This window comes from Nonomuraea sp. NPDC050451, from assembly GCF_044458585.1.
Window position 1 is genome coordinate 90,238 of sequence record NZ_JBITHZ010000034.1, and the last position, 23,074, is coordinate 113,311.

The 23,074-nt window shown below is 70.8% G+C and carries 20 protein-coding genes; 16 read left to right on the forward strand and 4 right to left on the reverse strand.

Translation table 11 applies throughout. The annotated features are described in order from the left end of the window. Positions 1 to 272 precede the first annotated feature (272 nt). The 6 genes from ACIBI9_RS53220 to ACIBI9_RS53245 all read left to right on the forward strand — a co-directional run bounded on the left by ACIBI9_RS53220 (position 273) and on the right by ACIBI9_RS53245 (position 6,268). Complete coding sequence (locus tag ACIBI9_RS53220) at positions 273 to 650, forward strand: helix-turn-helix domain-containing protein (protein ID WP_397235098.1); 378 nt, start codon at positions 273 to 275, stop codon at positions 648 to 650. 42 nt (positions 651 to 692) lie between these two features. Then, a complete protein-coding gene (locus ACIBI9_RS53225; RefSeq protein ID WP_397235099.1) occupies positions 693 to 1,883 on the forward strand; it encodes a serine hydrolase domain-containing protein in 1,191 nt (396 codons plus the stop codon). Between the two features lie 236 nt (positions 1,884 to 2,119). Continuing rightward, positions 2,120 to 3,220 carry a sensor histidine kinase gene (locus ACIBI9_RS53230; RefSeq protein WP_397235100.1) on the forward strand — a complete coding sequence of 367 codons (1,101 nt, stop codon included), beginning with the start codon at positions 2,120 to 2,122 and terminating at the stop codon, positions 3,218 to 3,220. Continuing rightward, positions 3,217 to 3,894 carry a response regulator gene (locus ACIBI9_RS53235; RefSeq protein ID WP_397235101.1) on the forward strand — a complete coding sequence of 226 codons (678 nt, stop codon included), beginning with the start codon at positions 3,217 to 3,219 and terminating at the stop codon, positions 3,892 to 3,894. Before ACIBI9_RS53230 ends, ACIBI9_RS53235 begins: the two co-directional genes overlap by 4 nt. A 58-nt stretch (positions 3,895 to 3,952) precedes the next feature. Continuing rightward, positions 3,953 to 5,431: an ArnT family glycosyltransferase gene (locus tag ACIBI9_RS53240; protein ID WP_397235102.1), complete on the forward strand. Its 1,479-nt coding sequence runs from the start codon at positions 3,953 to 3,955 to the stop codon at positions 5,429 to 5,431. 9 nt (positions 5,432 to 5,440) lie between these two features. After that, entirely contained in the window at positions 5,441 to 6,268 is an 828-nt protein-coding gene (locus ACIBI9_RS53245; protein WP_397235103.1) for a polyprenol monophosphomannose synthase, read from the forward strand. 408 nt (positions 6,269 to 6,676) lie between these two features. On the opposite strand, the gene ACIBI9_RS53250 is transcribed toward ACIBI9_RS53245, so the two are convergent. Continuing rightward, positions 6,677 to 6,820, reverse strand: a complete 144-nt coding sequence (locus ACIBI9_RS53250; RefSeq protein WP_397235104.1) for a hypothetical protein — start codon at positions 6,818 to 6,820, stop codon at positions 6,677 to 6,679. 342 nt (positions 6,821 to 7,162) lie between these two features. Here ACIBI9_RS53250 and ACIBI9_RS53255 point away from each other — a divergent pair, with 342 nt between their 5' ends. The 3 genes from ACIBI9_RS53255 to ACIBI9_RS53265 are packed head-to-tail and all read left to right on the forward strand — an operon-like array spanning position 7,163 to position 11,002. Then, positions 7,163 to 7,858: an NUDIX hydrolase gene (locus ACIBI9_RS53255; RefSeq protein ID WP_397235105.1), complete on the forward strand. Its 696-nt coding sequence runs from the start codon at positions 7,163 to 7,165 to the stop codon at positions 7,856 to 7,858. A gap of 7 nt (positions 7,859 to 7,865) precedes the next feature. Further along, positions 7,866 to 9,014: a purine phosphorylase gene (locus ACIBI9_RS53260; RefSeq protein WP_397235106.1), complete on the forward strand. Its 1,149-nt coding sequence runs from the start codon at positions 7,866 to 7,868 to the stop codon at positions 9,012 to 9,014. After that, on the forward strand, positions 9,011 to 11,002 hold the full coding sequence (locus ACIBI9_RS53265) for a hypothetical protein (RefSeq protein WP_397235107.1): 1,992 nt from the start codon (positions 9,011 to 9,013) through the stop codon (positions 11,000 to 11,002). The genes ACIBI9_RS53260 and ACIBI9_RS53265 overlap by 4 nt, the downstream gene beginning before the upstream one ends. A gap of 105 nt (positions 11,003 to 11,107) precedes the next feature. Here ACIBI9_RS53265 and prfH read toward each other — a convergent pair whose 3' ends face one another. From prfH to ACIBI9_RS53280, 3 genes are all read right to left on the reverse strand, one after another. Then, positions 11,108 to 11,731: a peptide chain release factor H gene (gene prfH / locus ACIBI9_RS53270; protein WP_397235108.1), complete on the reverse strand. Its 624-nt coding sequence runs from the start codon at positions 11,729 to 11,731 to the stop codon at positions 11,108 to 11,110. Continuing rightward, entirely contained in the window at positions 11,728 to 12,927 is a 1,200-nt protein-coding gene (locus tag ACIBI9_RS53275) for an RNA ligase RtcB family protein (RefSeq protein WP_397235109.1), read from the reverse strand. Before ACIBI9_RS53275 ends, prfH begins: the two co-directional genes overlap by 4 nt. 347 nt (positions 12,928 to 13,274) lie before the next feature. Beyond that, a complete protein-coding gene (locus ACIBI9_RS53280) occupies positions 13,275 to 13,922 on the reverse strand; it encodes a GntR family transcriptional regulator (RefSeq protein ID WP_397235110.1) in 648 nt (215 codons plus the stop codon). Positions 13,923 to 14,109: 187 nt separating this feature from the next. On the opposite strand from ACIBI9_RS53280, the gene ACIBI9_RS53285 reads away from it, so the two are divergent. The 7 genes from ACIBI9_RS53285 to ACIBI9_RS53315 are packed head-to-tail and all read left to right on the forward strand — an operon-like array spanning position 14,110 to position 23,068. Further along, on the forward strand, positions 14,110 to 15,996 hold the full coding sequence (locus tag ACIBI9_RS53285; RefSeq protein WP_397235111.1) for a beta-galactosidase: 1,887 nt from the start codon (positions 14,110 to 14,112) through the stop codon (positions 15,994 to 15,996). Continuing rightward, positions 15,993 to 17,318 (forward strand): aminomethyl-transferring glycine dehydrogenase subunit GcvPA, encoded by a 1,326-nt coding sequence (gcvPA, locus tag ACIBI9_RS53290; RefSeq protein WP_397235112.1) that lies wholly within the window; start codon positions 15,993 to 15,995, stop codon positions 17,316 to 17,318. Before ACIBI9_RS53285 ends, gcvPA begins: the two co-directional genes overlap by 4 nt. Then, complete coding sequence (gene gcvPB, locus ACIBI9_RS53295; protein ID WP_397235113.1) at positions 17,315 to 18,856, forward strand: aminomethyl-transferring glycine dehydrogenase subunit GcvPB; 1,542 nt, start codon at positions 17,315 to 17,317, stop codon at positions 18,854 to 18,856. Before gcvPA ends, gcvPB begins: the two co-directional genes overlap by 4 nt. Beyond that, positions 18,853 to 20,055 (forward strand): ATP-NAD kinase family protein, encoded by a 1,203-nt coding sequence (locus ACIBI9_RS53300; protein WP_397235114.1) that lies wholly within the window; start codon positions 18,853 to 18,855, stop codon positions 20,053 to 20,055. Before gcvPB ends, ACIBI9_RS53300 begins: the two co-directional genes overlap by 4 nt. After that, positions 20,052 to 20,813: an SDR family NAD(P)-dependent oxidoreductase gene (locus ACIBI9_RS53305; RefSeq protein WP_397235115.1), complete on the forward strand. Its 762-nt coding sequence runs from the start codon at positions 20,052 to 20,054 to the stop codon at positions 20,811 to 20,813. Before ACIBI9_RS53300 ends, ACIBI9_RS53305 begins: the two co-directional genes overlap by 4 nt. Before the next feature lie 39 nt (positions 20,814 to 20,852). Next, positions 20,853 to 22,139 carry an ABC transporter substrate-binding protein gene (locus ACIBI9_RS53310; protein ID WP_397235116.1) on the forward strand — a complete coding sequence of 429 codons (1,287 nt, stop codon included), beginning with the start codon at positions 20,853 to 20,855 and terminating at the stop codon, positions 22,137 to 22,139. Between the two features lie 2 nt (positions 22,140 to 22,141). Beyond that, a complete protein-coding gene (locus tag ACIBI9_RS53315; protein ID WP_397235117.1) occupies positions 22,142 to 23,068 on the forward strand; it encodes a carbohydrate ABC transporter permease in 927 nt (308 codons plus the stop codon). Positions 23,069 to 23,074 lie beyond the last annotated feature (6 nt).

Below are 23,074 nucleotides of genomic sequence, written 5' to 3' on the forward strand. Positions count from 1 at the left end.
TCCGACCGCGGGATGCCTCGCGTTTCCCGGTTTCAGGAGCGCCATCTGGCGAGCGAGACCGACTGCCAGGCACGGTCACCCTCGCACCTTTCGAAGCGCGACTCCTGCAGTGACCCCGCCGACGACCGGAAAAGATCGTCTCTCCTGTAGACGAGGTTTCCCTCGCGCGCTAACGTTGTCTTCGCCAGAGACGACGTTTGAGAGATCTCCGTGTCGGCCGTGGTAGTACTGGAAATCCGCGAAGGAGGCCGTACAGACAAGCAGGTGCACCCATGCCCGAGCGCTATCTCGGTGTCCTCGGCATCGCCGAGGCCCTGGGCGTGAGCCGTCATGCGGTGCACAAGTGGCGCAGCCGCTATGCGGACGACTCCGATCACCCGTTCCCCCTGCCCGACGTCGAAGTCGACGGAGCTCCCGGCTGGCGGTCCGATCGGCTGGCGGAGATCGTGCGGTGGCGCGAGGGGCTGCCCGGCCGCGGCGCGGGCGGGGGCCGTCCTTCCCTCGCACGTCAGGAGTACCTCAAGGAAGCAGGGGCGCGCGGCCTGACCCGCGACGAGGCCATACGCGCGCTCGCCACGTTCACCGAAGAGTTTCCCGAGATGACCGAGCCGGAAATCTGCGCCTGGCTCGTCGGGAAATGGCGCGGCTGAAACCCTTCCCCCAACCCCCATCAGCACGGAAGGCGATGACGCATGCCCGAAATCGGCGGAGACACCGCACCGGGATTCGAAGCAGTACGCGAGGCGTTCGCGGCCGATCTGGCCGGCGAGCCGGAAGCAGGCGCCGCGGTCAGCGTCTACCTGCACGGCCGGAAAGTCGTCGACCTGTGGGGCGGCATCGCCGACCCCGACACCGGCCGCGCCTGGGAGCGCGACACCCTGCAGCTCGTCTACTCCACCACCAAGGCCGTCACAGCCGCCTGCGCCCTTCTGCTGTCCCAGCAGGGCGAACTGGACCTCGACGCACCCGTGGCGGAGTGCTGGCCGGAGTTCGCGGCCAACGGCAAGGACCGCATCCCGGTCCGCTGGCTGCTCACTCACCAGGCCGGGTTACCCGCGATCGACCACCCGATCACCCCGGAGCAGGCGATCGCCTGGGAGCCCATGGTGACCGCGCTGGCGGCCCAGCGCCCGTACTGGGAGCCGGGTACGGACCACGGCTACCACGGGCTCACCTACGGCTGGCTCGTCGGAGAGGTCGTCCGCCGGGTGTCCGGCCGTAGCCTGGGCACGTTCCTCGCGGACGAGATCGCCGCCCCTCTCGGACTGGACCTGTGGATCGGGCTGCCAGAAACCGAGCAGCACCGGGTCAGCCGGATCATCGAGACCCCGCCCGACTTCCAGGCCATGGCCCGAATCGACCTGAACGCCCTTCCCGAACCCATGCGCGAGGTCATGGCGGCCTTCGCCGACCCCACGTCGTTGACCAGGCGCTCGCTCGCCGTCGTCACACCCCCGCTGGACCACAACAGGCCGGAGGAGCAGGCCGCCGAGATGCCCGCCACCAACGGCATCTGCACGGCCCGCGCGCTGGCCCGCTTCTACGCCGCGCTCATCGGCGAGGTCGACGGGCACCGCATTCTCACCCCCGCCACCCTGACCGCCGCGACCGCGGAACAGGCCAGTGGCGTGGACCGCATCCTGCGCGTGCCCGTCCGCATAGGCACCGGTTTCGGCCTCCCGACTCCGGACGCGTTCTGGTACTCCCCAACCGCCTTCGGATTCCCCGGCCGCGGCGGGTCGCTCGGTTTCGCCGATCCGGCGACCGGCCTCGCGTTCGGTTACGTCATGAACCACGTCGTGGAAGGCGTGCCGGATCTGAGGGCCGCGAACCTTCTCGCCGCGGTCCGGAACGCGATAGGCGCCGGAGCGGTCAGCCCCTGATGGCACCCGGACCATCACCGGGTTCGGGCCGTCCGATGGCTTCGAGTACTTCGTGAACTGGTTGATCAGCCTGGGTCGCGATGCCTTCGAGAAAGTGAAGGACAGCGGATCCGCTCCCGGCCGTTGACGGCGACGCGCCGTTCGAAGGGTGGATCTATCCGACTCTGACCGTGGGCAGATGGCGGGTCCCACTCCGGGTGGATGCGGGTGGAACCGGCCGTTCCTACGATGGGCGGGTGGTGGTGACTCCCCGCTGGCTGTTACCGGCCGGACTCGGGCTGCTGATGCTGCTGGTCGGGCTGTCGTGGGCGCAAACGATCACGCGTGGCTGCGACTGCGTGTGGCCGTTCGCCGGAGGGGGCGCCTTCCTCGCTCTCTGTCTCGTCATCGTGCGTACGGTGCCGGGCCGTTCCGCCGAGGTGGCCGGGCTCCTGGCTCCCGCGGCCATAGCGGCGCTCACGGGGCTCGCGGTCAACAGCATCGGCTGGTTCGTTCTGGTGATCTACATCGCGTTCGTCGCGCTGAACCTGCGACTCTGGCCGGGCATCGTCATGTGGCTCGCCTCGCTCTCCGTCGTGGTCGCGGCGGCGTTCACCACGCCGGACCCCGGGTGGCCCAACTGGCTGGCCGCCGTGACGCTCGTCTTCTGGAGCGGCTGGGCCGCGCGTTACCGCATCGAGGTGGGGGAGCGGTTGCACCGCGCGGAGAACGCCGCCGCCGCTGCCGCCGCTCTGGCCGAGCGGCAGCGGCTCGCCGCCGATCTGCACGACATCGTCGCGCACACGCTGGCCGTGACGGTGCTGCATCTGGGAGGTGCACGGCTGGCGCTCGAGCACGATCCCACGGAAGCGGCGGCGGGGATCGCCGAGGCCGAGCGCCTTGCCCGGCAGAGCATGGCGGAGCTGCGAAAGGTGGTGCGCGTTCTCGCGGAAGAAGGCTCCGACCCCGCCGTGGTCGCCCCCCAGCCCACCGCGCCCCGGCTTCCCGAGCTCTTCGAGGAATACCGGACGGCGGGTCTGGAACTCGAGACGAGCGTCGACGGTGAGCTGACGGCGGTGAGTCCGACGACCGGGATGGTGCTCTACCGGCTGGTGCAGGAGGCACTGGCCAACGCGAGCCGCCACGCTCCGCGAAGTTCCGTCGAGGTACGGCTGCGCATATCGGAGGAAGGCGCCGTGCGGGGCACGGTCACCAATTCATTGCCCGACAGCCCATCTCGGCACAATGGCGGCATGGGACTTCGCGCGATGGCCGACAGGGTGCGCATGGTCGGCGGCCATGTCACCGCCGGCGTCGAGAACGACCGGTGGGTCGTGCGGACGGAGCTGCCGGCATGATCTCGGTGGTGCTCGTCGACGACCAGGAACTCGCCAGGGCAGGACTGCGCACGATCCTGCGCCAGCCGTACGGGTTCGACGTGGTCGGCGAGGCGGCCGACGGCCAGGCCGCGCTGGCGGAGGTCGCGCGCGTCCGGCCCGACGCCGTGGTCATGGACATCCGCATGCCGCGGATGGACGGGGTCGAGGCCACTCGTGCCTTGCTGGCCGCGGACCCGGCGTCCCGCATCCTGGTGCTGACCACGTTCGGTGAGGACGGCGTTCTCGCGGCGGCTCTGCGGGCCGGAGCGTCAGGGTTCTGCCTCAAGGACGCTCCGGCCGAGGACATCCAGCGTGCCGTCCGGGCGGTGGCGGCAGGCGACGGCTGGCTGGACCCCGCCGTCTGCGGGCGGGTCCTGCGGCGTTACCGCGCGGATCCGGTGACCGACCCCGACGCGGTCCGGCGGCTCGGCGACCTCACCTCTCGCGAGCTCGACGTGCTCAAGCTCATCGGCCGAGGGCTCACGAACGCCGAGATCGCCCGCCGGCTCGTGATCGGCGAGGGCACGATCAAGACCCACGTCGGCCGGATCTTCACGAAGCTGGCGGTACGCGACCGGGCCGCGGCGGTCGTCTTCGCGTTCGACCACGGCGTGGTCCGCCCCGGGGAGCCGCCGCCTATGCCTGGGGTCTGACTCCAGGTTCTGTTCCCGGCCAGACGACAGCGGCGGCGCCGTCGGAAACCGTGGAGGCATGCTTCTTCAAGCCCCCCGTCTCCGGATCACCGCTCCCTCGCTCCCGGCGATCGCCTGGAGGACCATCGCTCCCATCGCGGGCGTCGTCGTGGTCACCTTGCTGGTGCTGAGCCCGTGGTACGGCTACCACCGCGACGAGCTCTACTTCCGCCTGCTCGGTCAGACCCCCGCCTGGGGCTACTTCGACCAGCCTCCGCTGACCCCACTCCTGGCGCGGCTGTCCACGGAGCTGTTCGGGGACACCATCGTCGGGCTGCGGGTCGTCCCCGCGCTGTGCGCCGGACTGCTGATCCTCATCGGCGCCGCGATCACGCGCGAACTCGGCGGCCGAGCGAACGCGCAGACGCTCGCCGCTGCCGGTCTCGGCACCGGGATGTTCCCCCTGCTCGCGGGGCACACCCTGCTGACCCAATCGGCCGACTTCATGTTCTGGACGGTCTGCATCCTGTTCGTGCTGCGTGCCCTGCTGCGCGGCGACGGGCGATGGTGGGTGGCGGCCGGCGCCGTCGCGGGAGCCGCCACGTTCAACAAGCACCTCATCGTCCTGCTGCTCACCGGACTGGCCACCGGCCTGCTCATCACCGTCGGCATGGCGGTGAAGGGGCCGCGTGCCGTCTTCAGCGACAGGTGGTTCTGGTCCGGGGCGTTCCTGGCGGCCGTCATCGCCTCTCCGAACCTTCTCTACCAGGCCACCAACGGCTGGCCCCAGCTCACCATGGCCGCCACGCTCAGCGAATCCGCGAATCGGATCATGTTCGTGCCCATGCTGGTGGCGCTGCTCAGCATGGGAGCGTTCGCGATCGCGGCCGTCGGGTGGCTCTGGCTGCGCGGGCGGCCGGAGACCCGGCCACTGGCCATCGCGGCCCTGGTGACGATCCTGCTCGGCTGGGCGTCAGGGGGACGGGCGGACTATGTCGCCGGGAGCGTGATCTTCGCCTTCGTGGCCGGCTGCGTGCCCGCCGCCGCGTGGATGGAGAGCCGGGCGGCCCGGCGTCGGCTGGTGTGGTGGGGACTGCTCGGCAGCTCGGTCATCGGGATCGTCGTGGCGCTGCCGCTGCTCCCGCTGTCGGCGCTCAGTTCCTCGCCCAACGAGGTGCCCAGGGAGTCGGTGGGCTGGCCGCGCTTCGCCGCCCAGGTGGCCGGGGTGTACCGGGCGCTGCCGTCCGGAACGGTCGTGCTCACCTCGAACTACGGCGAGGCCGGTGCGCTGGACCGGTTCGCGCCGGACATTCCCGTCTACAGCGGCCACAACGAGCTGTGGTACCAGGGGCCACCGCCGGAAACGGCGCAGACGGTGGTCGCCGTGGGGTTGCCGCCGGAGCAGTTGCGGCTGCGCTTCGCGCGCTGTGAATCCGCCGGGGTCATCGATCACGGCACCGGGGTCGCGAACGAGGAGCAGGGCCTGCCCATCACGGTCTGCTCAGCACCGCGTACTTCGTGGAAGACCGCCTGGCCCGACTTCCGGCACGCGAGCTGAGGAGCGATCATGAGCAACGTCCTGGTCATCACGCCGACCTACAACGAACGAGACACCCTTCCCGGCATCGTCGGCAGGATCCGCGCAGCCGTACCCGCCGCCCACATTCTCGTCGTCGACGACAACAGCCCGGACGGGACGGGCCTGATCGCGGACAGGCTCGCGTCCGAACTCGACGGCGTGCACGTCCTGCATCGGGAACGCAAGGAAGGGCTCGGCGCCGCGTACCTGGCGGGCTTCCGCTGGGGACTCGCCTGGGGGTTCGACGCGCTGGTGGAGATCGACGCCGACGGCTCGCACCCTCCCGAGCGGCTCCCCGCCCTGCTGAACGCGGCGGAGCAGGCCGACCTCGTCATCGGCTCACGCTGGATGCCCGGCGGCCGCGTGGCGAACTGGCCGCGGAGACGGGAGCTGCTCTCACGACTCGCGAACCGTTACGTACGGCTGGCGCTCCGGCTTCCCGTCGCCGACGCCACCGGCGGGTTCCGCGTCTACCGGGCCGCCGCACTCGAGGAGATCCTTGTCGGAGGCGTGGAGTCGCGGGGTTACTGCTTCCAGGTGGATCTTACGCTGCGAGCCGTACGTCACGGATGCACGGTGGCGGAGGTGCCGATCACCTTCGTCGACCGTACGAGTGGGGCGAGCAAGATGAGCGGTGGCGTCCTTTTCGAGGCGCTCTGGCGGGTGACCCTATGGGCCCTCAGGATACGGACACGCGATACTCACGCACCCACGCGTTCAGCTCGACGAGCTGCACCAGCGGCTGGGCGGCGCTCGCCCCGCCCGGCAGCCGCGCGTGCGGTTCGCCGGTGGCGATCTGTCTCGGCAGGGCGTTGAGGCACGGCGTGTCGAACATCGCGCGCAGCGGCGACCCGCTCGCGTTCACCGTCCACTTCGCCAGCGCCTGATCGTGAGCCGGGTTCTGGACATGTGGGTACGCGCTCTTCTGCCGGGTCAGCGTCGTCGGCGGGAGAATGTCGGCCATCGCGTCATCCGCTCCTCGCGGTCGAGCACGACGGCGAGCGGCCCTGCCATTCCGAGATGCAGCACCTCCCGCATCCGCGCGTCCAGCTCCTCCTCACCCGGCAGGCGCGGCACCTCGCCGAGGAGTCGCGCGTAGCGCACTTTCTCGTCGCCGTCCTGCGCGAGTTCCGGCGGTGACGTGCGGCGCGAGGGCCGCCAGCTCGTCCTCGGACAACGACTCCCGCCGCTCGAAGGCGCTCTCGACCAAGCTCCTGTTCAAGATCACACTCCCCGGCGGACGGTCGCGATGTAGTCGTCGTAGGTCTCGGCCCGCCGGATCTCCACCACGTCGCCGCCGCCGGTGAGCATCAGCTCGGCGGGACGCAGGCGGCCGTCGTAGGTGAAGCCGTGAGCTGCCCGAGCCACGCGACGGCGACATCGCACTCATCCACGACACCGGAACCCACGCTCCGGACACCGGCGCTGATGGCCTTCGTCGGCATCGGCGCGGAACGGCCGTCATGAAGAGACTCGTCGTCGTGGGGACAGGGCCGCGCCTGTACCGGGAGTTCATGCTGCGTCGCGCTGGTCCACGACGGCGAGGAACCGGCCGACCACTTCGCCCCCGCGCACCGTTTCCCGACCGCCGGCCTGCGATCGGCGAGCGCGAGCCGGCGGCGGGCGTCAGCGAGACAGTGTCCCACGCGGCGGTAACTCCGTCCTCGACAAGGACTTCCTGTCGATCTGACAAAAAGCTATGGTGTGGTCATGCCCGACGACCCATGGCAGCCGCCGCGCATCCTCCTCGCGGTCGACCTGGTGATCCTGACCCTGCGCGACGCGCGCCTGCACGTCCTGCTCGTGGAACGTGGCATCGACCCGTTCCTCGGGGCCCTCGCCCTGCCGGGCGGCTTCCTGCGTGACGAGCACGAGGACATCGAGGCGGCGGCGCGGCGCGAGCTGTCGGAGGAGGCGGGCCTGTCCGACGTGCATCTGGAGCCTCTGGCCGTGTACGGCGAGCCGGGCCGCGACCCGCGCGGCCGCGTCGTGTCCGTCGCCTACCTGGCCATCGCACCCCGCCTGCCGGAGCCCATCGCCGGCACCGACGCCGCCGACGCCTCCTGGACCCCGGTGGACGACGCCCTTGCCCCGGGCACGAACCTGGCGTTCGACCATCGCCGCATCGTCATCGACGGGGTCGAACGCGCGCGTACCAAACTGGAGCACACCACCCTGGCCACCGCGTTCTGCGCCGAGACCTTCACCATCTCGGAGCTCCAGCAGGTGTACGAGGCGGTCTGGGGCGTCCGCCTCGATCCCCGCAACTTCTACCGCAAGGTCCAGGGCACCCGCGACTTCATCATCGCCGACGGCCCGATGCGCAAGACCCCGAACGGGCGGCCCGCCCGGCTCTTCAAGGCGGGTCCGGCCCACGTCCTCAATCCCCCGATGACTCGACCTTAGGAGGTCGATGGTCATGATCGTGATCCTCACCGCGCTGGATCTGGAGTATCAGGCCGTCCGCGCGCACCTGACCGACCCGCGCGTACACCGCCACACCGCCGGCACCCGCTTCGAGCTCGGCCGCCTCGCCGGCGACGGACGCCGGGTGGCCCTGGGCCTGGTCGGCAAGGGCAACCACCCTTCGGCGGTGATCACCGAGCGGGCGATCGCGGAGTTCTCGCCGTCGGCGCTGCTGTTCGTGGGGGTCGCCGGGGCCCTGTGGCCCGGCATCGGCCTGGGCGACGTGGTGGTGGCCACGCACGTGTACGCCTACCACGGCGGCACCAGCGAGGACGACGGCCTCAAAGCCCGCCCGCGCGTCTGGGAGATCGCTCACGAGACCGACCAGATCGCCCGCCACCTCTACCGCACCGAGACCTGGACCCGCCGCCTGCCCGCGGGCGCGGCCGTGCCCGCGGTTCGCTTCGGCCCGATCGCGGCCGGCGAGGTCGTACAGGACTCCGCGATCTCCGCGCACGCCCAGTGGGTGCGCCGGACCTACAACGACGCGCTCGCGATCGAGATGGAGGCGGCCGGCGTGGCACAGGCCGCCCATCACAACCGGTCGCTGCCCATGGCCGTCGTGCGCGGCATCAGCGACCGCGCCGACGGCAGCAAGACCGCGACCGACGGCCTGAACTGGCAGCCGACGGCGGCGGCCAACGCCGCCGCCTTCGCCGTGGCCCTCGCCCAGGAACTGGCCGTGGAGCACGAGAACCATCCGGCGAGCAAGGCGAGAGAGGCGAACAGCATGTCCGACAGCGTGAAGAACGTCGCCCGCGACAACGCCAGGGTGGGCGTGCAGGCCGGGCACATCCACGGCAACGTCACCATCGGTCACCCGCCCCAGACCCCGGCAGCCGACCCGGCCGCCCAGCTCGCCGAGCTGCGCGACCGGCTCGCCAGGGCGCGCAAGGCCCAGGAGGTGGACGAGGACACGTTCACCGCGGCGGAGGAGGAGATCGCCGTCGCCGCCGAGTCGCTGTCCGAGAGCACCGAGGCGGGTAGGAGCAAGGCGATGATCGCGCTCAAGAAACTCCGCGGGCTCCTGGCAGACGTGGCAGAGCTGGCGGCACACGTGTCAGCCGTCATCGCGGCCATCCGGGGCGTCCTGTGAACGATTCCCCCTCCGGCCCGACCAACCTCGCCCAGGACTCGGCGAACGTCGCCGTCCAGGCGGAGGCCATCCACGGACCCGTCAACGTCTACCAGGTCGCGGCCGCCCCATCGCCCGAGGAGACCTTCGAGGTGGGGCTCAACTCCCTGCGCGCCGGGATGGCTCCGGAGGCGCGCGAGCACATCCGCGACGCCGTGGTCCTGCGCAACTACGTCAACGGCCACTCCTGCTTCTACCTGCTGCTGGCTCTGCTCAGCGGACGCACCCTGCAGCAGGTCCCGCCGAACGAGATCGCCATGCTGCGCTGCGTGCGCGGCGCCGTCAGGGACGACGACGAATGGGCCGACGCGATCAAGCTGGTCGACCACCTCCTGACGTCCCGTCCTCCGGAGGGCGGGGCTGCCGACATAGAGCAGGAGCTCCAGAAGCTGACCGACGAGCAGCGCAACGACGTCCTCCAGCACATGGAGATGTTCCTGGACAGCTCCGCCGAGGACGCCCTCTGGGCGCGCGCCTTCGACGCGGCCAGGAGCGACCGCCGCGCGAAGGACCGGCTGCGCCGGGCCTGGAAGTTCTTCCAGCCGGAGCCCATCGGCGCACGGGTACGGCCGGCGGATCCTGTCCTCATCGGACTCGGCACCTGGACCGGAGCCACGGCGACCAGCGCGCTGGCCCTGGCGACCGTCGGCTTCATCGGCGCCACGGCATGGCAGCACAGCGGGACGGCGGCGCTGTCCGCCCTGCTGGCTCTCGCGGCCGGCTGCTACGCGAGCGTGCGCAGCGGCGTGGAGTGGCGGTGCAGGAAGGAGCGCCGCCAGGCGAAGGACCGCGAGGATCTGCGCCGGCCGGCCACCACGCGCGGCGACGGTTTCGCGAGCAAGATCGACCGGCAGTTCAACCACTATTTCGCGCTGTACACCCCGCGCGACGCGGACCAGGCCCGCTGGCTCTCGGAGACGGCGGGCGTCCGCCGCGCCTTGCGTGACGAGGTCGTCACCATCTACCGGGAGAGCACGGTCAACGCCAAGCGAGTCGCCTGGCTCACCAGATACCTGGTCGCCGACGTCGCGCGGCGCTGGCAGGCGGGCAAGCTGTGGGACTACCGCAAGGAGCTGCGCGTCCCCTTGCTCGTGAAAGCGATGTGCGTGCTCGCCGCGATCGCGGCGGCCGCGGCAGGCGCCTTCCTGGTCTGGAGCGGCGCGCACGTCAGCCTGTTGCTCGTGTCGCTGGCCGCGCTCGTCGCCGTGGCCTCGGTCTGGTCCGCGGCTCGCGTCTGGTTGCGCATCGTCGCGGAGTACAGGCGCCACTCCGCCGACAAGGCGGAAAAGGAGGGACTGCTGGCCGGCCGCCAGGAGGCTTTCGACCGGTGGAAGCGCAAGCTCGCCGACAGGCCGGACGATCTCGAGATGGCCCGCTGGCTGGAGTGCGACCGCAAGGCGCTGATGGAGCAGGCGATGGGCCTCTACAGGCTGAAGCGGCAGGACGTCCTCGCCCACGCCTTCATCGAGGCGCCCGCCACGCCCTTCTACGACAGGGCACGCGTCGAGGGCGGGCCATGGCGCTATTCGAAGTACAAGATCCTGCTTTTCCTGCTCACCAAGGACGGTGTGCGGCAGTTGACCGTGCACCTCGACTTCCAGAAGGCCACCTTCCGCAGCCGGGCCCGCACCAACTACCGCTACGACGCGTTCACCTCCGTCCAGGTGGCCGAGACCGACAACGGAGAGAACGTCTTCGAGCTGACGCTGACCAACGGCGATCCGATCAAGGTCAAGGTGACCGACCCGCCCACGGATGTCACCGAGACCGAGGACAAGGATCCGCAAGGCGCGTCACAGCTGACCCTCGGCACGGCGGGGCTCGGCAACGCCCTGCACGTCCTGGAGGGGGTCGCCGCGGAGGGCAAGGAGTGGATCGCCTTCGAACGCCAACGCGAGAAAGTCCCCCTCGCGGAGGTGAGCAAGGCCGTGAACGCCATCTTCGCCTGACGAAACAAACAACTCCCGATGATCGCTCGTTCAGAGAGGTGGCGAAGCTGATCGGCGGGTCGCTGCTGCCGCCGCCACGCGCATGGTGGCGGTCCGGTTCTCGAGTCAGTGTGGAGACCGAACCGGGCGTTCGACGCGGGTGGGGTTGCCGCGTACGAGCTCGTCGTGGATGCGCCAGCGGGCGGTGGTGCCGGCGCGCTCCGCCGCCTCGTCGCCGTGCTCGATGCGCTCTCGCAGCAGCCGCATGGCGATGCGGCGGTTGAGGCTGAACTGCCGCTCGGTGTCGACCACGACGACGATGCCCGTGGGCCGGTGGGTCGCCCGTACGGCCGTGCTGGCCTTGTTGCGGTGTTGACCGCCGGGGCCGCCGGTGCGGCAGGCGACGATGTCGACGTCCGCTTCCGCGAACGTCGTGCGCGGGGTGTCGACCTGGCACAGTTGGGCGATGACGTACCAGTTCTTCCGGCCGGTGGTGGCCCGGTACGGGCTGGGGGCCTGCCAGCACAGGGTTCCGGTCCACGAGGCGGCGAACGCCTCGGCGCCGTCTCCTGCGATCCGGATGAGGACCGATCGGTAGGTGCCGGGCCGGTCACCGGGAACGGTCTGGGCCCGATGGGTCTCCAGGTCCTGCCGGGTGGCCTCGGTTTCCAGGCGGTGCAGCAGCTGGGCCAAGGCCCAGGCACACTCCTGCGGGCCGCGCCCGGCCGACATGAGCAGGTGGACGCTCACGGACGCCCCCGCTTGCGGCGGTGCTCCCGGTGGTCCCTCTGGGGCGCCGACCCGAGGTCGGGCGTCTTGTACGTGACCAGAGGGATCGTGGTGGCCACGGGCGTGGCCAGGTCATGGTCGACGAGGTCGTCGATCACTTGCTCGATGCGCTTGTAGGCCGTCGGCGCCTCCTCGAAGAGCAGCTGGCGGTCGCCGCACACCACCAGCGACCCCATCGGTGTACGGCGCAGCTCCTCGACCGTGTGCTTGGCCCGCCCCCGGCGCAGGGCGTCCGCGCGCGACATCTTGCGGCCCGCGCCGTGCGCCACGGAATGGCCGGCCTCCGGCCCGGCGTGGCCGGCCACGAGGTAGGAAGGGGTGCCTCGCGTACCGGCGATGAGCACGTCGCGGCCGTCACCCGGCGCCGCCCCCTTGCGGTGCAGGTAGATCCCGTCGCGGATCTCGACCAGATTGTGGCACTGGTCGACGATCGGCTCGGTGGGCTCGAACCCCAGGGCATGGGCGACCCGGGCGGCCAGCAGCCGCCGGTTGAGTGAACCCCAGCGTACGGCGTCGTCATGCATCGCCAGGTAGGCATCGGGATCAGGGGCGGGGCCCGCGCCGTGGACCTCGGTGTGCGCCCGCAGGATCCGTTCGCCCAACCCTCGGGAGCCGCTGTGGACGATGAGAACCAGGTCGCCCGCGGCGAGTCCGAGACGGCTCGCGTGGTCCGGCTCGAAGACGGTCCCGATGCGCGCCAGCTCGACGAAGTGGTTGCCCCGGCCGACCGTCCCGAGGCCCTCGAGGTGACCGGCGGGGATGTCGCCCTTCACCACGGCCCAGGCCGGGTCGTCGGCATCCCGCTCAGGGTCCAGCGCGCGATCGAGGTCGGGGAACCGGGCGGCGAGCTTCTCGGGTACGGCGCGCTTGAGCTTGACGGGGAACACGGCGATGCCGCAACCGATGTCGGAGCCCACCAGGAACGGGTACAAGATGGTCGACGCCATGGCGGCGCCGATGGGGGCTCCCTTGCCGGGGTGCAGGTCCGGCATGGCGGCGACGTGCATCATGCCGTCGAGGGCGGCCACCTGATGGCACTGCGCGACGGCATCGGACTCGATCCAGCTGGTGGGGGAGGCGAACACGGTGACGGTGGCCGACCCCATGGCCGGGGTGGACGGCAGCGGAAACTCCTGCCGAGAGGGTTGCTGAGACAAAGACGCTCTCTTCGCTGAACAAGGTATGGACGGGCGGCATCACGGCGCGAGTCGGCGCCGTGGCATCTCGGAGTAGCAGAGTGCTGTCCGTCAGAGGATCATGGACACCACATTCTCTGAGCCCGCCATACGAGGCAAGCGATTTTCGGCCGTACGGGCCCGTATGCCTGCACGCACCCTCACTCAACGACGTGCGGGTGCGCTGCGTTCGAGGCCGGATCTACACCACCCGACGGGACATGACCGAGCCAGGGCGGACCTGGCCCGGTGGCGCGGAAATCATGTCGCTGGGATGCGGCCCGGGCATCGGCTGCTGGCGGCGACGGCGCTGTCCCGCCTGCCGGGGGCTAATCGGCTGAGGGGATGCGGGACATCATGCGCTCCATGCCGTTGACCCAGTTGTCGCGTAGGGCCTGCGCGGCCTTGGGAAGGTCTCCGGCGATGAGCAGCTCGGCCACCACGCGGTGCTCGGTCGCCTCCCGCTCCAGCGGAGTGTCGTCGCCCGCCAGCAGATGGGCGTAGCGCCGCATCCCCGCCTTGACGCTGGTGATGAGGTCGAGCAGCCGCTCGTTGCGGCAGCCGCTCAGCAGCAGGTCGTGCCACTCGTCGTCGTGACGCTCTATCTCCTGCTGCTCCGCGATCCGGTCGGGGAACTCCTGGGCCATCGTCAGCAGCTCGGGTGCGATGCGGCGCAGGTGGGCGGGGTCGGAGCAGTCGAGCGCGAGCGACTCCAGCGCCGCGACGATCTCGCACAGCTCCCGGAACTCCTTGCGGCTCACTGGCGCGAACCTGAAGCCGCGGCCCTGGCTGCTCTCCAGCACGCCCTCGCCCGCGAGGGTGATGAGCGCCTCGCGCAGGGGTGTGCGGCTGACGCCCAGCTCCGCGGCCAGCGCGGCCTCGTTGATGTCGGTGCCCGCGGCGAAGTCGCCCCGGTCAAGCCTGGTCAGCAGCTCTTCCCTGATCTGCTCGCGCAGCGGTCGCCGCTCGATGGGCATGACGCTCCTTCGGTTTCCGGCCGGGCCAAGCTTACCGCTTGACGCGATACAAAATACTGCACTATGAATTCTGAATACAAAATATCACGAGAAGGGGGCGAGAGTGATCCTGACGCGCGTGCCCGGTCTGGTGTTCGGCGGCGACTACAACCCCGAGCAGTGGCCCGAGGAGGTCTAGGCCGAGGACGTGCGACTCATGGCCGAGGCCGGGGTGACCATGGTCACCGTCGCGGTCTTCTCGTGGTCGCGGCTGGAGCCGCGGCCCGGCGCGTACGACTTCGGCTGGCTCGACCGCGTCCTGGACCTGCTGCACGAGCACGGCATCGCGGCCGACCTCGCCACCGCGACCGCGACCCCGCCGCCGTGGCTGGTCCGCGAGCACCCGGAGGTCATGCCGGTCGACGCGCAGGGGGTGCGGCTGGAGTTCGGCTCGCGCCAGGGCTACTGCCCGAGCTCGCCGGTCTTCCGCGAGCACGCCGTGCAGCTGGCCACCGCCATGGCCGAGCGGTACGGCGGCCACCCCGCCCTGGCCATGTGGCACGTCGGCAACGAGTACGCCGACCACACGCTGGAGTGCTTCTGCCCGGAGTCGGCCCGGCACTTCCGCGCCTGGCTGGAGGCCCGCCACGGCACGATCGAGTCGCTGAACGCCGCCTGGGGCACGTCCTGCTGGGGCCAGCACTACACCGCGTTCGGCCAGATCGAGCCGCCGCGCAAGGCGCCAGGCCCGGTCAACCCGGCCCAGCTCCTCGACTGGCGCCGTTTCTGCAGCGACGCGCTGCTGGAGCTGTTCACGGCCGAGCGTGACGTGCTGCGCGTGATGACCCCGGACGTTCCCGTCACCACGAACTTCATGAGCATCCTGCACGGCCTCGACTACTGGGCGTGGGCCGCGGCCGAGGACCTGGTGAGCGACGACGCCTATCCCGACCCGGCCGACCCGGAGTCGCACGTGGCGGTCGCGCTCAGCTACGACCTGATGCGCTCGCTCAAACGGCGCCCCTGGCTGCTGCTGGAGTCGGCGCCGTCGGCGGTGTCGTGGCGCGAGGTGAACGTCCCCAAACCGCCCGGCATGATGCGGCTGCACAGCCTCCAGGCGGTGGCGCACGGCGCCGACGGCGTGATGTTCTTCCAGTGGCGTCAGGCCAGGTACGGCCCGGAGAAGTTCCACTCGGCCCTCCTCCCGCACGGCGGCACGCGCACGCGCGGCTGGCAGGACACCCTCCGCCTCGGCTCCGACCTGCGGCGACTCGCGGAGGTCGCGGGCACGGACCCGCGGGCCGAGGTGGCACTCGTGCTCGGCTGGGACAGCTGGTGGGGCATGGAGGCGCCGGAGTCGATGCCGTCCAACCGGCTCAAGCTCAAGGACCTGCTGCTCGCCTGGTACGCGCCGCTGCACGCCCGCGGCATCACGGTCGATCTCGCGCCGCCGGACGGCGACCTGTCCGGCTACCGCGTGGTGATCGTCCCGAACCTCTACCTGTGCACCCCCGAACAGGCCGGGAGGCTGGCGTCGGTCACCGGCGAGCTGGTGGTCGGCCCGTTCAGCGGCGTCGTGGACACCGCCGACCGCGTCCACGACGGCGGCGCGCCCGGCCCGCTGCGCGACCTGCTCGGCGTCGCGATCGACGAGTTCTGGCCGCTCACCGACGGCGCGACCCAGCCGGTGCGGTACGCGGGCGGCGCCACCGGCCTGGCCAGGACTTGGACGGAGTGGGTGCGCCTCGACGGCGACGATCCCGCGACGGTGCTCGCCACGTACGAGGGCGGCGAGCTCCACGGCCTGCCCGCGATCACCCGCAAGGGCAACGTCACCTACGTCAGCTGTCTGCTCGACGACGTGACGCCCGTGCTCGACCAGGTGCTCGGCGGCGTCGCGGCCGTCGAGGTGCCCGCGGGCGTGGAGGCGGTCCGCCGCCGTCGCCACCTCTTCCTGCTCAACCACACGACCACCCCGCAGCGGATCACCCTGCCGTACAGCGGCACGGACCTGCTCACCCAGACCCGCCTGCGCGGCGACATCGAGCTCGCCCCGCGCGACGCCGTAGTGCTCAGGATCGAAGGAGACACGTGACGCACCCGTACATCCCGAACGCCGAACCCGGCGTGCGGGCCGAGATGCTCGCCGCCATCGGCGCGTCGAGCGTCGAGGACTTCTACGCCGACATTCCCTCTGAGCTGCGCCTGGCCCGGCCGCTCGACCTGCCCGCGCCGTTCACGGCGGAACACGACCTGGTACGCCACATGAAGGGCCTGCTGGACCGCGTCACCGACACGGAGCAGGCGCTGAGCTTCCTCGGCCACGGCTGCTACCCGCACCACGTCCCGGCCGTGTGCGACGAGGTGAACTCGAGGAGCGAGTTTCTCACCGCGTACGCGGGCGAGCCGTACGAGGACCACGGCCGCTTCCAGGCCCTGTTCGAGTACGTCAGCATGATGGGCGAGCTGCTGGAGATGGACGTCGTCAACGTCCCGACCTACGACGGCTTCCAGGCGGCCGGCACCGCCCTGCGCATGGCGTGCCGTTACACCACGCGCTCGAAGGTCTGCGTCAGCGCCGCCATCAGCGCCGACAAACTGAGCAAGCTGCGTGACTTCCTCGCCCCGGACATCGAGATCGTCCTGGCCGCGGTGGGGGAGGGCGGCGAGATCACGGTCGAGGCGTTCGATGACTCCTACGCCGCGATCTACCTGGAGACCCCGAACGTCTACGGCGTCGTCGAGACCCGCGGCCGCGAGCTGGCCGACCTGGCCCACGCGCACGGCGCGCTGCTCGTGGTCGGCGCCGACCCGATCTCCCTCGGCGTGCTCGCCCCGCCCGCGTCCTACGGCGCGGACATCGCCTGCGGCGACATCCAGTCGCTCGGCATGCACCAGAGCTACGGCGGCGGTCACGCCGGCTACATCGCCACCCATGACCACGAGCCGCTGGTCGCGGAGTACCCGTCCCGGCTGTTCGGCATCGCGCCGACGAAGGTGCCCGGCGAGTACGGCTTCGGCGACGTCTACTACGACCGCACCTCCTTCGCGCATCGCGAGGAGGGCAAGGAGTGGGTCGGCACCGCCGCCGCCCTCTGGGGCATCACGGCCGGGGTCTACCTGGCGCTCATGGGTCCCCAGGGCATGCGCGATCTGGGCGAGACGATCCTGGCCCGCACCCGCTACGCCATGGACGCCCTGGCCGAGTCGGTCACGGTGCTGCACCGCGACGCGATCCACTTCCGCGAGTTCGCCGTCGAGGTGCCCTCCAGCGCGGCCCTGCTTGACGGGCTGCGCGAGCGCGGCATCTACGGCGGCGTCGCGCTCGATGACCGCACGGTCCTGGTCTGCGTGACCGAACGCCACTCCATCGCCGACATCGACCGGCTCGCCGCAGCCGTACAGGAGACGCTGTGAACACCACGGAGTCCTTCGCCGAGCTCCCCGTCGCGCCGAAGCCGCCGCTGCGCCGCTTCCACCAGGCGCGCTGGGACGAGCCGATCATCTTCGAGCTGTCCGCGCCCGGCCGCCGCGGCGTCGCCGTGCCCGAGCCCGGCGCCCCCCGCGTCGAGCTGCCCGGCTCCGTGAGCCGCGCGCAGCCGCCGAAGCTGCCCGAGATGTCCCAGCTGCACGTGCTGCGGCACTACCTGCGGCTGTCGCAGGAGAACCTGGGCGTCGACCTCAACATCGACGTCGGGCAGGGCACCTGCACGATGAAGTACAGCCCCAAGGTCAACGACAAGTTCGCCGCCGCCATCGCCGAGCTGCACCCGCTCCAGCACGAGGACACCGTGCAGGGCGTGCTGGAGATCTACTGGCGGCTCGAACGCATGCTGGCGGAGATCTCCGGCATGGCGCGGGTCTCGCTCCAGCCGGGCTCCGGGTCGGCGGCCATCTACGCCAACATCGCCATGATCCGTGCGTACCACGCGGCCCGCGGTGAGGCGCGCCGCGACCAGGTGATCACCACGATGTTCTCCCACCCGTCGAACGCGGCCTGCGCCAAGACCGCGGGTTACGAGGTCATCACCCTGATGCCGGACGCCGACGGCCTGCCCGACCTCGAGGCGCTGCGCGCCGCCGTCGGCCCGCGCACCGCCGCACTGATGATCACCAACCCGGAGGACACCGGCATCTTCAACCCCCGGATCAGGGAGTTCGTGGACCTGGTGCACGAGGCGGGCGGCCTGGCCTGCTACGACCAGGCGAACGCCAACGGCATCCTCGGCATCACCCGCGCCCGCGACGCCGGATTCGACCTGTGCCACTTCAACCTGCACAAGACGTTCTCCACACCGCACGCCTGCGGGGGCCCGGCGGCAGGGGCGTGCGGCGTCTCCGAGGACCTGGCGCCGTTCCTGCCCGGCCCGGTCGTCGCCTTCGACGGCGAGACCTACCGCCTGGAGACGCCGCCCGCCTCCATCGGCAAGGTGCGGCCGTTCCTCGGCGTCACCCCGAACATCGTGCGCGCCTACGCCTGGATCATGGCGCTCGGCGCCGAGGGCCTGCGGCAAGTCGCCGAGACGGCCGTACTCAACAACAACTACCTGATGCACAAGATCCTGCAGATCCCGGGCGCGTCCGCGCCGTGGGACAGGCGCAGGGTCGAGCAGGTGCGCTACTCGTGGCAGGAGCTGTCGGAGCAGACCGGGGTGCACTCGGAGGAGATCGGTGTCAGAGCCGCCGACTTCGGGGTGCACTACTGGACCAGCCACCACCCGTACGTGGTGCCCGAGCCGTTCACGCTGGAGCCCACGGAGTCGTACTCGAAGGAGGATCTCGACGAGTACGCGCTCATCCTGGCGCACGTGGCCGAGGAGGCGCGGCGCGATCCCGAGTTCGTCAAGGGCGCGCCGTACAACCAGACCGTCCACAAGATCGACATGACGTCGCTCGACGACCCCAAGGAGTGGGCGCCCACCTGGCGCGCCTACGTCCGCAAGCACCTGTCATGACGGGCGCGGCGGTGGTCGGGCTGGTCGTCAACCCGGTCGCCGGTCTCGGCGGCGCGGCCGGGCTCAAAGGCAGCGACGGCGTGGAGGTGCAGCGTGCGGCCCTGGCCAGGGGCGCGAGGCCCCGGGCCGGCGAGCGGGCGGCGCGTGCCGTCCGCACGCTGATGGCCCGCCGTCCCGGGACCCGGGTCCTCACGGTGCCCGGCCGGATGGGCGAGGACAGCGTGCGCGCCTCCGGCGCCCCGTACGACCTGGTCCGGCCGCCGACCGGGCCCTCCAAGGCGTTTCCCGGGGGGTCCGCCGGGACGAGCGCCGAGGACACGCGGCGCGCCGTGGCCGCCCTGGCCGGGGTGGACCTGCTGCTGTTCGCGGGCGGCGACGGGACGGCGCGCGACGTGCTCGACGCGGTCCGCGCGCTCCGTGGCCAGGCGCCGCCCGTGCTCGGCGTCCCGGCCGGGGTGAAGGTCTACTCCGGCTGCTTCGCCGTCAGCCCGGCCGCCGCCGGATTCGCCGCGGCGGAGTTCGACCCGGCGCGTACGGCCGAGGCCGAGGTGGTGGATCTCGACGAGGACGCCTACCGCCGCGGCCTGGTCAGCCCCCGGCTGTACGGCAGCCTGCGCGTCCCCGCCGCCCGCGCCGCGCTGTCGGGGCGCAAGACCGGATCGTCAGGCGTGGCGCCCGCCACCGCCGAGGGCGTCGCACGGGAGGTCGTGGCCAGGATGCGGCCCGGCATCCGATACGTCCTCGGGCCGGGCGCCACCACGCGGGCCGTCGGCCGCGCGCTGGGCCTCGCCACCACGCTGCTCGGCGTGGACGTGGTGGAGCCGGCTCCGGAGGGCGGTCGCCTGGTGGCGGCGGACGTCGCGGAATCCGAGCTGTTCGACCTGGTCAGCGGCAAGGAGGCGGTGCTGGTTCTGTCGGTCATCGGCGGGCAGGGATTCGTGCTGGGGCGCGGGAACCAGCAGGTTTCGCCCCGAGTGCTCGACGCGGTGCTCAACGGGGGCCGCTCCGGACCGGGTGAGCAGCTGCTCGTCCTGGCCACCCAGCAGAAGCTCGCGTCGCTGAAGGGACGGCCGCTGCTGGCCGACAGCGGCGACGAGGACCTCGACAACAAGCTCGGCGGGCACGTCCAGGTGATCACTGGATACCGCGAAAGCACGATTTATCGCATTTGTGCGGCAAGTGAGGAGTTCGACGGATGAAGACGCTCGACGGCAAGGTCGCGATCGTCACGGGCGGAGCCTCGGGCATCGGGCGGGCCACCGCCCTGCTCTTCGCCAGGCAGGGCGCCCGGGTGGTGGTCGCCGACATCGACGCGGCCGGCGCGGACGCCACCGTGGCGCAGATCGTCGCGGAGGCGGGAGACGCGACCGCTGTGGCGGTGCAGGCCGACGTTTCCGACCCCGAGGACTGCCGGCGCGTCGTCGGCGCCGCCGTCGAGACCTTCGGCGGCCTGCACGTCCTGTTCAACAACGCGGGCATCATCCGCCGCACCACCGCGCTCGACCTCGACGTCGAGGAGTGGGACCGCGTCATGGCGGTCAACGTCCGCTCGGTGTTCCTCATGTGCAAGCACGCCATCCCGGCGATGACCGAAGGCGGCTCGATCGTGAACACCGGGTCGGGATGGGGCCTCAAGGGCGGCGGCAACGCCATCTCGTACTGCGCCTCCAAGGCCGCCGTGGTCAACATGACCCGCGCGCTCGCCATCGACCACGCCAAGGCCGGCATCCGCGTCAACTCCGTCAACCCCGGCGACACCGACACGCCCATGCTGCGCGACGAGGCCCGCCAGCTCGGCGAGGACTGGGCCGCCTTCCAGTCCGACGCGGCAGACCGGCCGATGGGCCGCGCGGGCACCCCGGACGAGATCGCCCAGGCCGTGCTCTTCCTGGCCGGTGACGCGGCCAGCTACATCACCGGGTCCGCCCTCGTCGTCGACGGCGGCGGGCTCGCCTGACCCCCACACCCCCCACGCAACCCCCTGAAGGAGCCGACCATGAACCGTGCCCTGGCAGTCCTGGGCATCCTCGCCGTCGCGACGACCGCGTGCAGCGGCAGCGGCGGCGGGAACGTCCCAGGCGTGAGCAGCGGATCCGGCCCGGTCACCATCCGCTGGTCCACCTGGGGATCGGCCGAGGACATCAAGCTCTACGAGAAGTTCACCGAGGACTTCGAGAAGCGCCACCCCGACATCAAGCTCAAGCTGGAGCCGGTCGCCAAGTACGAGGACTACCACCCCAAGCTGCTCGCCCAGCTCACCAGCAAGACCGCCCCCGACGTGTTCTTCGTGGGCGACGACAACATCGGCAAGTTCGTCTCCGCCGGGGTGCTCACCCCGCTCAACGACAAGCTGGCCGGCCCTTCCTCCAAGAGCAAGCCCGAGGGCTTCTTCGAGGGCATCTACGGCGGCGCCAGGAAGGACGGCCAGATCTACGGCGTCCCCAACGACACCAACCCCGAGGTGCTCTGGTTCGACAAGAAGGCGCTCAAGGACGCCGGGATCACCGAGGACCCCGCCGCGCTCAACGAGGCCGGGCGGTGGACCATGGCCACGTACCTCGGCATGAACGCCAAGCTCAAGGCGGCGGGCAAGGCCGGGTCGATCTTCTGGAACTGGTACGGCTCCACGTACTCCATGATCAACGGCTTCGGCGGGAAGGTCTGGGACGGCGGCAAGTTCGTCGCCACCACCGATCCCAAGGCACGCGAGGCCCTGCAGGCTCTGGCCAAGGGCTACCAGGACAAGACGTTCCTCAGCGCCGACCTGCTGCCCGACAGCAACGGCCCGGGCCCGCAGTTCCTCAAGCACAAGGCCGGCTTCTACGCCGGAGGCCGGTGGGTGATCGACACCCTGAAGAAGGGCGGCGAGCTGGACGACTACGACATCGTGCCGTTCCCCTCGCAGACCGGCGGGCCCATGCCCGGCGCGGTGGCCGCCTCCTACCTGGCGCTCAACAAGGACACCAAGCTGCCCGAGCAGGCGTTCACCTTCCTCACCGAGTTCGTCAGCAAGGAGGGCCAGCTCATCAGGCTCAAGAGCGGCGGCGCCGTGCCGTCCGTCAAGGGCGCCGAGCAGGTCGTCCTCGCCGACGGCTACCCCGCCCATGCCCAGACCTTTCTCGACGTGCGCGACACGGGCTTCGCGAATTACCCCGAGGAGGTCGCCGTGCCCGGCCTCACCGCCGACATCAACGAGCACCTGATGAAGGTGTGGACCGGCAAGGTCGGCTTCGACGAGGGCATGACCCAGCTCCAGAAGCTCGTCGAAGGCAAGCTGGGCTAGCCGTGACCGTCCTCACGCGGGCCCGGCCCCGCACGGTCCACCGCGCGCGGCCGGTGCGCAACCGCGACGGCTGGTGGGCCGCGTTCTTCCTCGCGCCGCAGGTCGCCGCGCTGCTGGTGTTCCTCGTCTTCCCGCTCGGCTTCGCCGTCGTGCTGGCCTTCATGCGCTGGGACGGGCTCGGGCAGAAGGAATGGGTCGGCTTCGACAACTTCGCCGCCCAGCTCTCCGATCCCGGGTTCGGGCTGGCGGTGTGGAACACGGTCAAGCTGGCGCTGCTGACCGTGCCCTTCGGGCTCTGCCTCGCGCTGCTCATCGCCGTCGCGCTGAACAACGTCAAGGGCGGCGGCTTCTACCGGGTGCTGTACTTCCTCCCGGTGGTCACCAGCTCCGTGGCCGTCGCGCTGATGTGGCAGATCATCCTGGCCGGCAACGACTACGGCGTCCTGAACTCGTCGCTGGAGAGCTGGTTCGGCATCACCGCGCCTGACTGGCTCGGCGACCCCGGCTGGGTGATCGTGGCCATCGCCGTCGTGACGATCTGGTCGTCGCTCGGCCTCAACGTGGTGATCTTCCTGGCCGGGCTCCAGACGATCCCGCCGCAGATCGTCGAGGCCGCCCGCATGGACGGCGCGGGCAGCCTGCGCATCTTCCGCTCGGTCACGCTGCCGCTGCTCTCGCCGACGATCTTCTTCTCCACCGTCGTCGCGGTGATCAGCTCGTTCCAGGCCTTCGACCAGATCTACGTGCTGGTGGACCCGGAGGACAACGAGGGCGCGAGGACGATCGTCTACCAGGTCTACGAGCTGGGCTTCAAGGACTTCCAGTTCGGCATGAGCAGTGCCGCCGCGCTGATCCTCCTGGTCCTGACGCTGCTCGTGACGCTCGTCCAGTTCGCGGCGCAGAAGCGCCTCGTCCACTACGACTCGTGAGGGGGC

Bases quoted from the DNA above. Each gene is read 5' to 3' on its own strand.
- ACIBI9_RS53260 (WP_397235106.1), top strand. From the start codon at position 7,866: ATGGTCATGATCGTGATCCTCACCGCGCTGGATCTGGAGTATCAGGCC.
- ACIBI9_RS53235 (WP_397235101.1), top strand. From the start codon at position 3,217: ATGATCTCGGTGGTGCTCGTCGACGACCAGGAACTCGCCAGGGCAGGA.
- ACIBI9_RS53310 (WP_397235116.1), top strand. From the start codon at position 20,853: ATGAACCGTGCCCTGGCAGTCCTGGGCATCCTCGCCGTCGCGACGACC.
- ACIBI9_RS53225 (WP_397235099.1), top strand. From the start codon at position 693: ATGCCCGAAATCGGCGGAGACACCGCACCGGGATTCGAAGCAGTACGC.
- ACIBI9_RS53300 (WP_397235114.1), top strand. From the start codon at position 18,853: ATGACGGGCGCGGCGGTGGTCGGGCTGGTCGTCAACCCGGTCGCCGGT.
- ACIBI9_RS53240 (WP_397235102.1), top strand. From the start codon at position 3,953: ATGCTTCTTCAAGCCCCCCGTCTCCGGATCACCGCTCCCTCGCTCCCG.
- ACIBI9_RS53220 (WP_397235098.1), top strand. From the start codon at position 273: ATGCCCGAGCGCTATCTCGGTGTCCTCGGCATCGCCGAGGCCCTGGGC.
- ACIBI9_RS53245 (WP_397235103.1), top strand. From the start codon at position 5,441: ATGAGCAACGTCCTGGTCATCACGCCGACCTACAACGAACGAGACACC.
- ACIBI9_RS53280 (WP_397235110.1), bottom strand. From the start codon at position 13,922: ATGCCCATCGAGCGGCGACCGCTGCGCGAGCAGATCAGGGAAGAGCTG.
- ACIBI9_RS53305 (WP_397235115.1), top strand. From the start codon at position 20,052: ATGAAGACGCTCGACGGCAAGGTCGCGATCGTCACGGGCGGAGCCTCG.
- ACIBI9_RS53255 (WP_397235105.1), top strand. From the start codon at position 7,163: ATGCCCGACGACCCATGGCAGCCGCCGCGCATCCTCCTCGCGGTCGAC.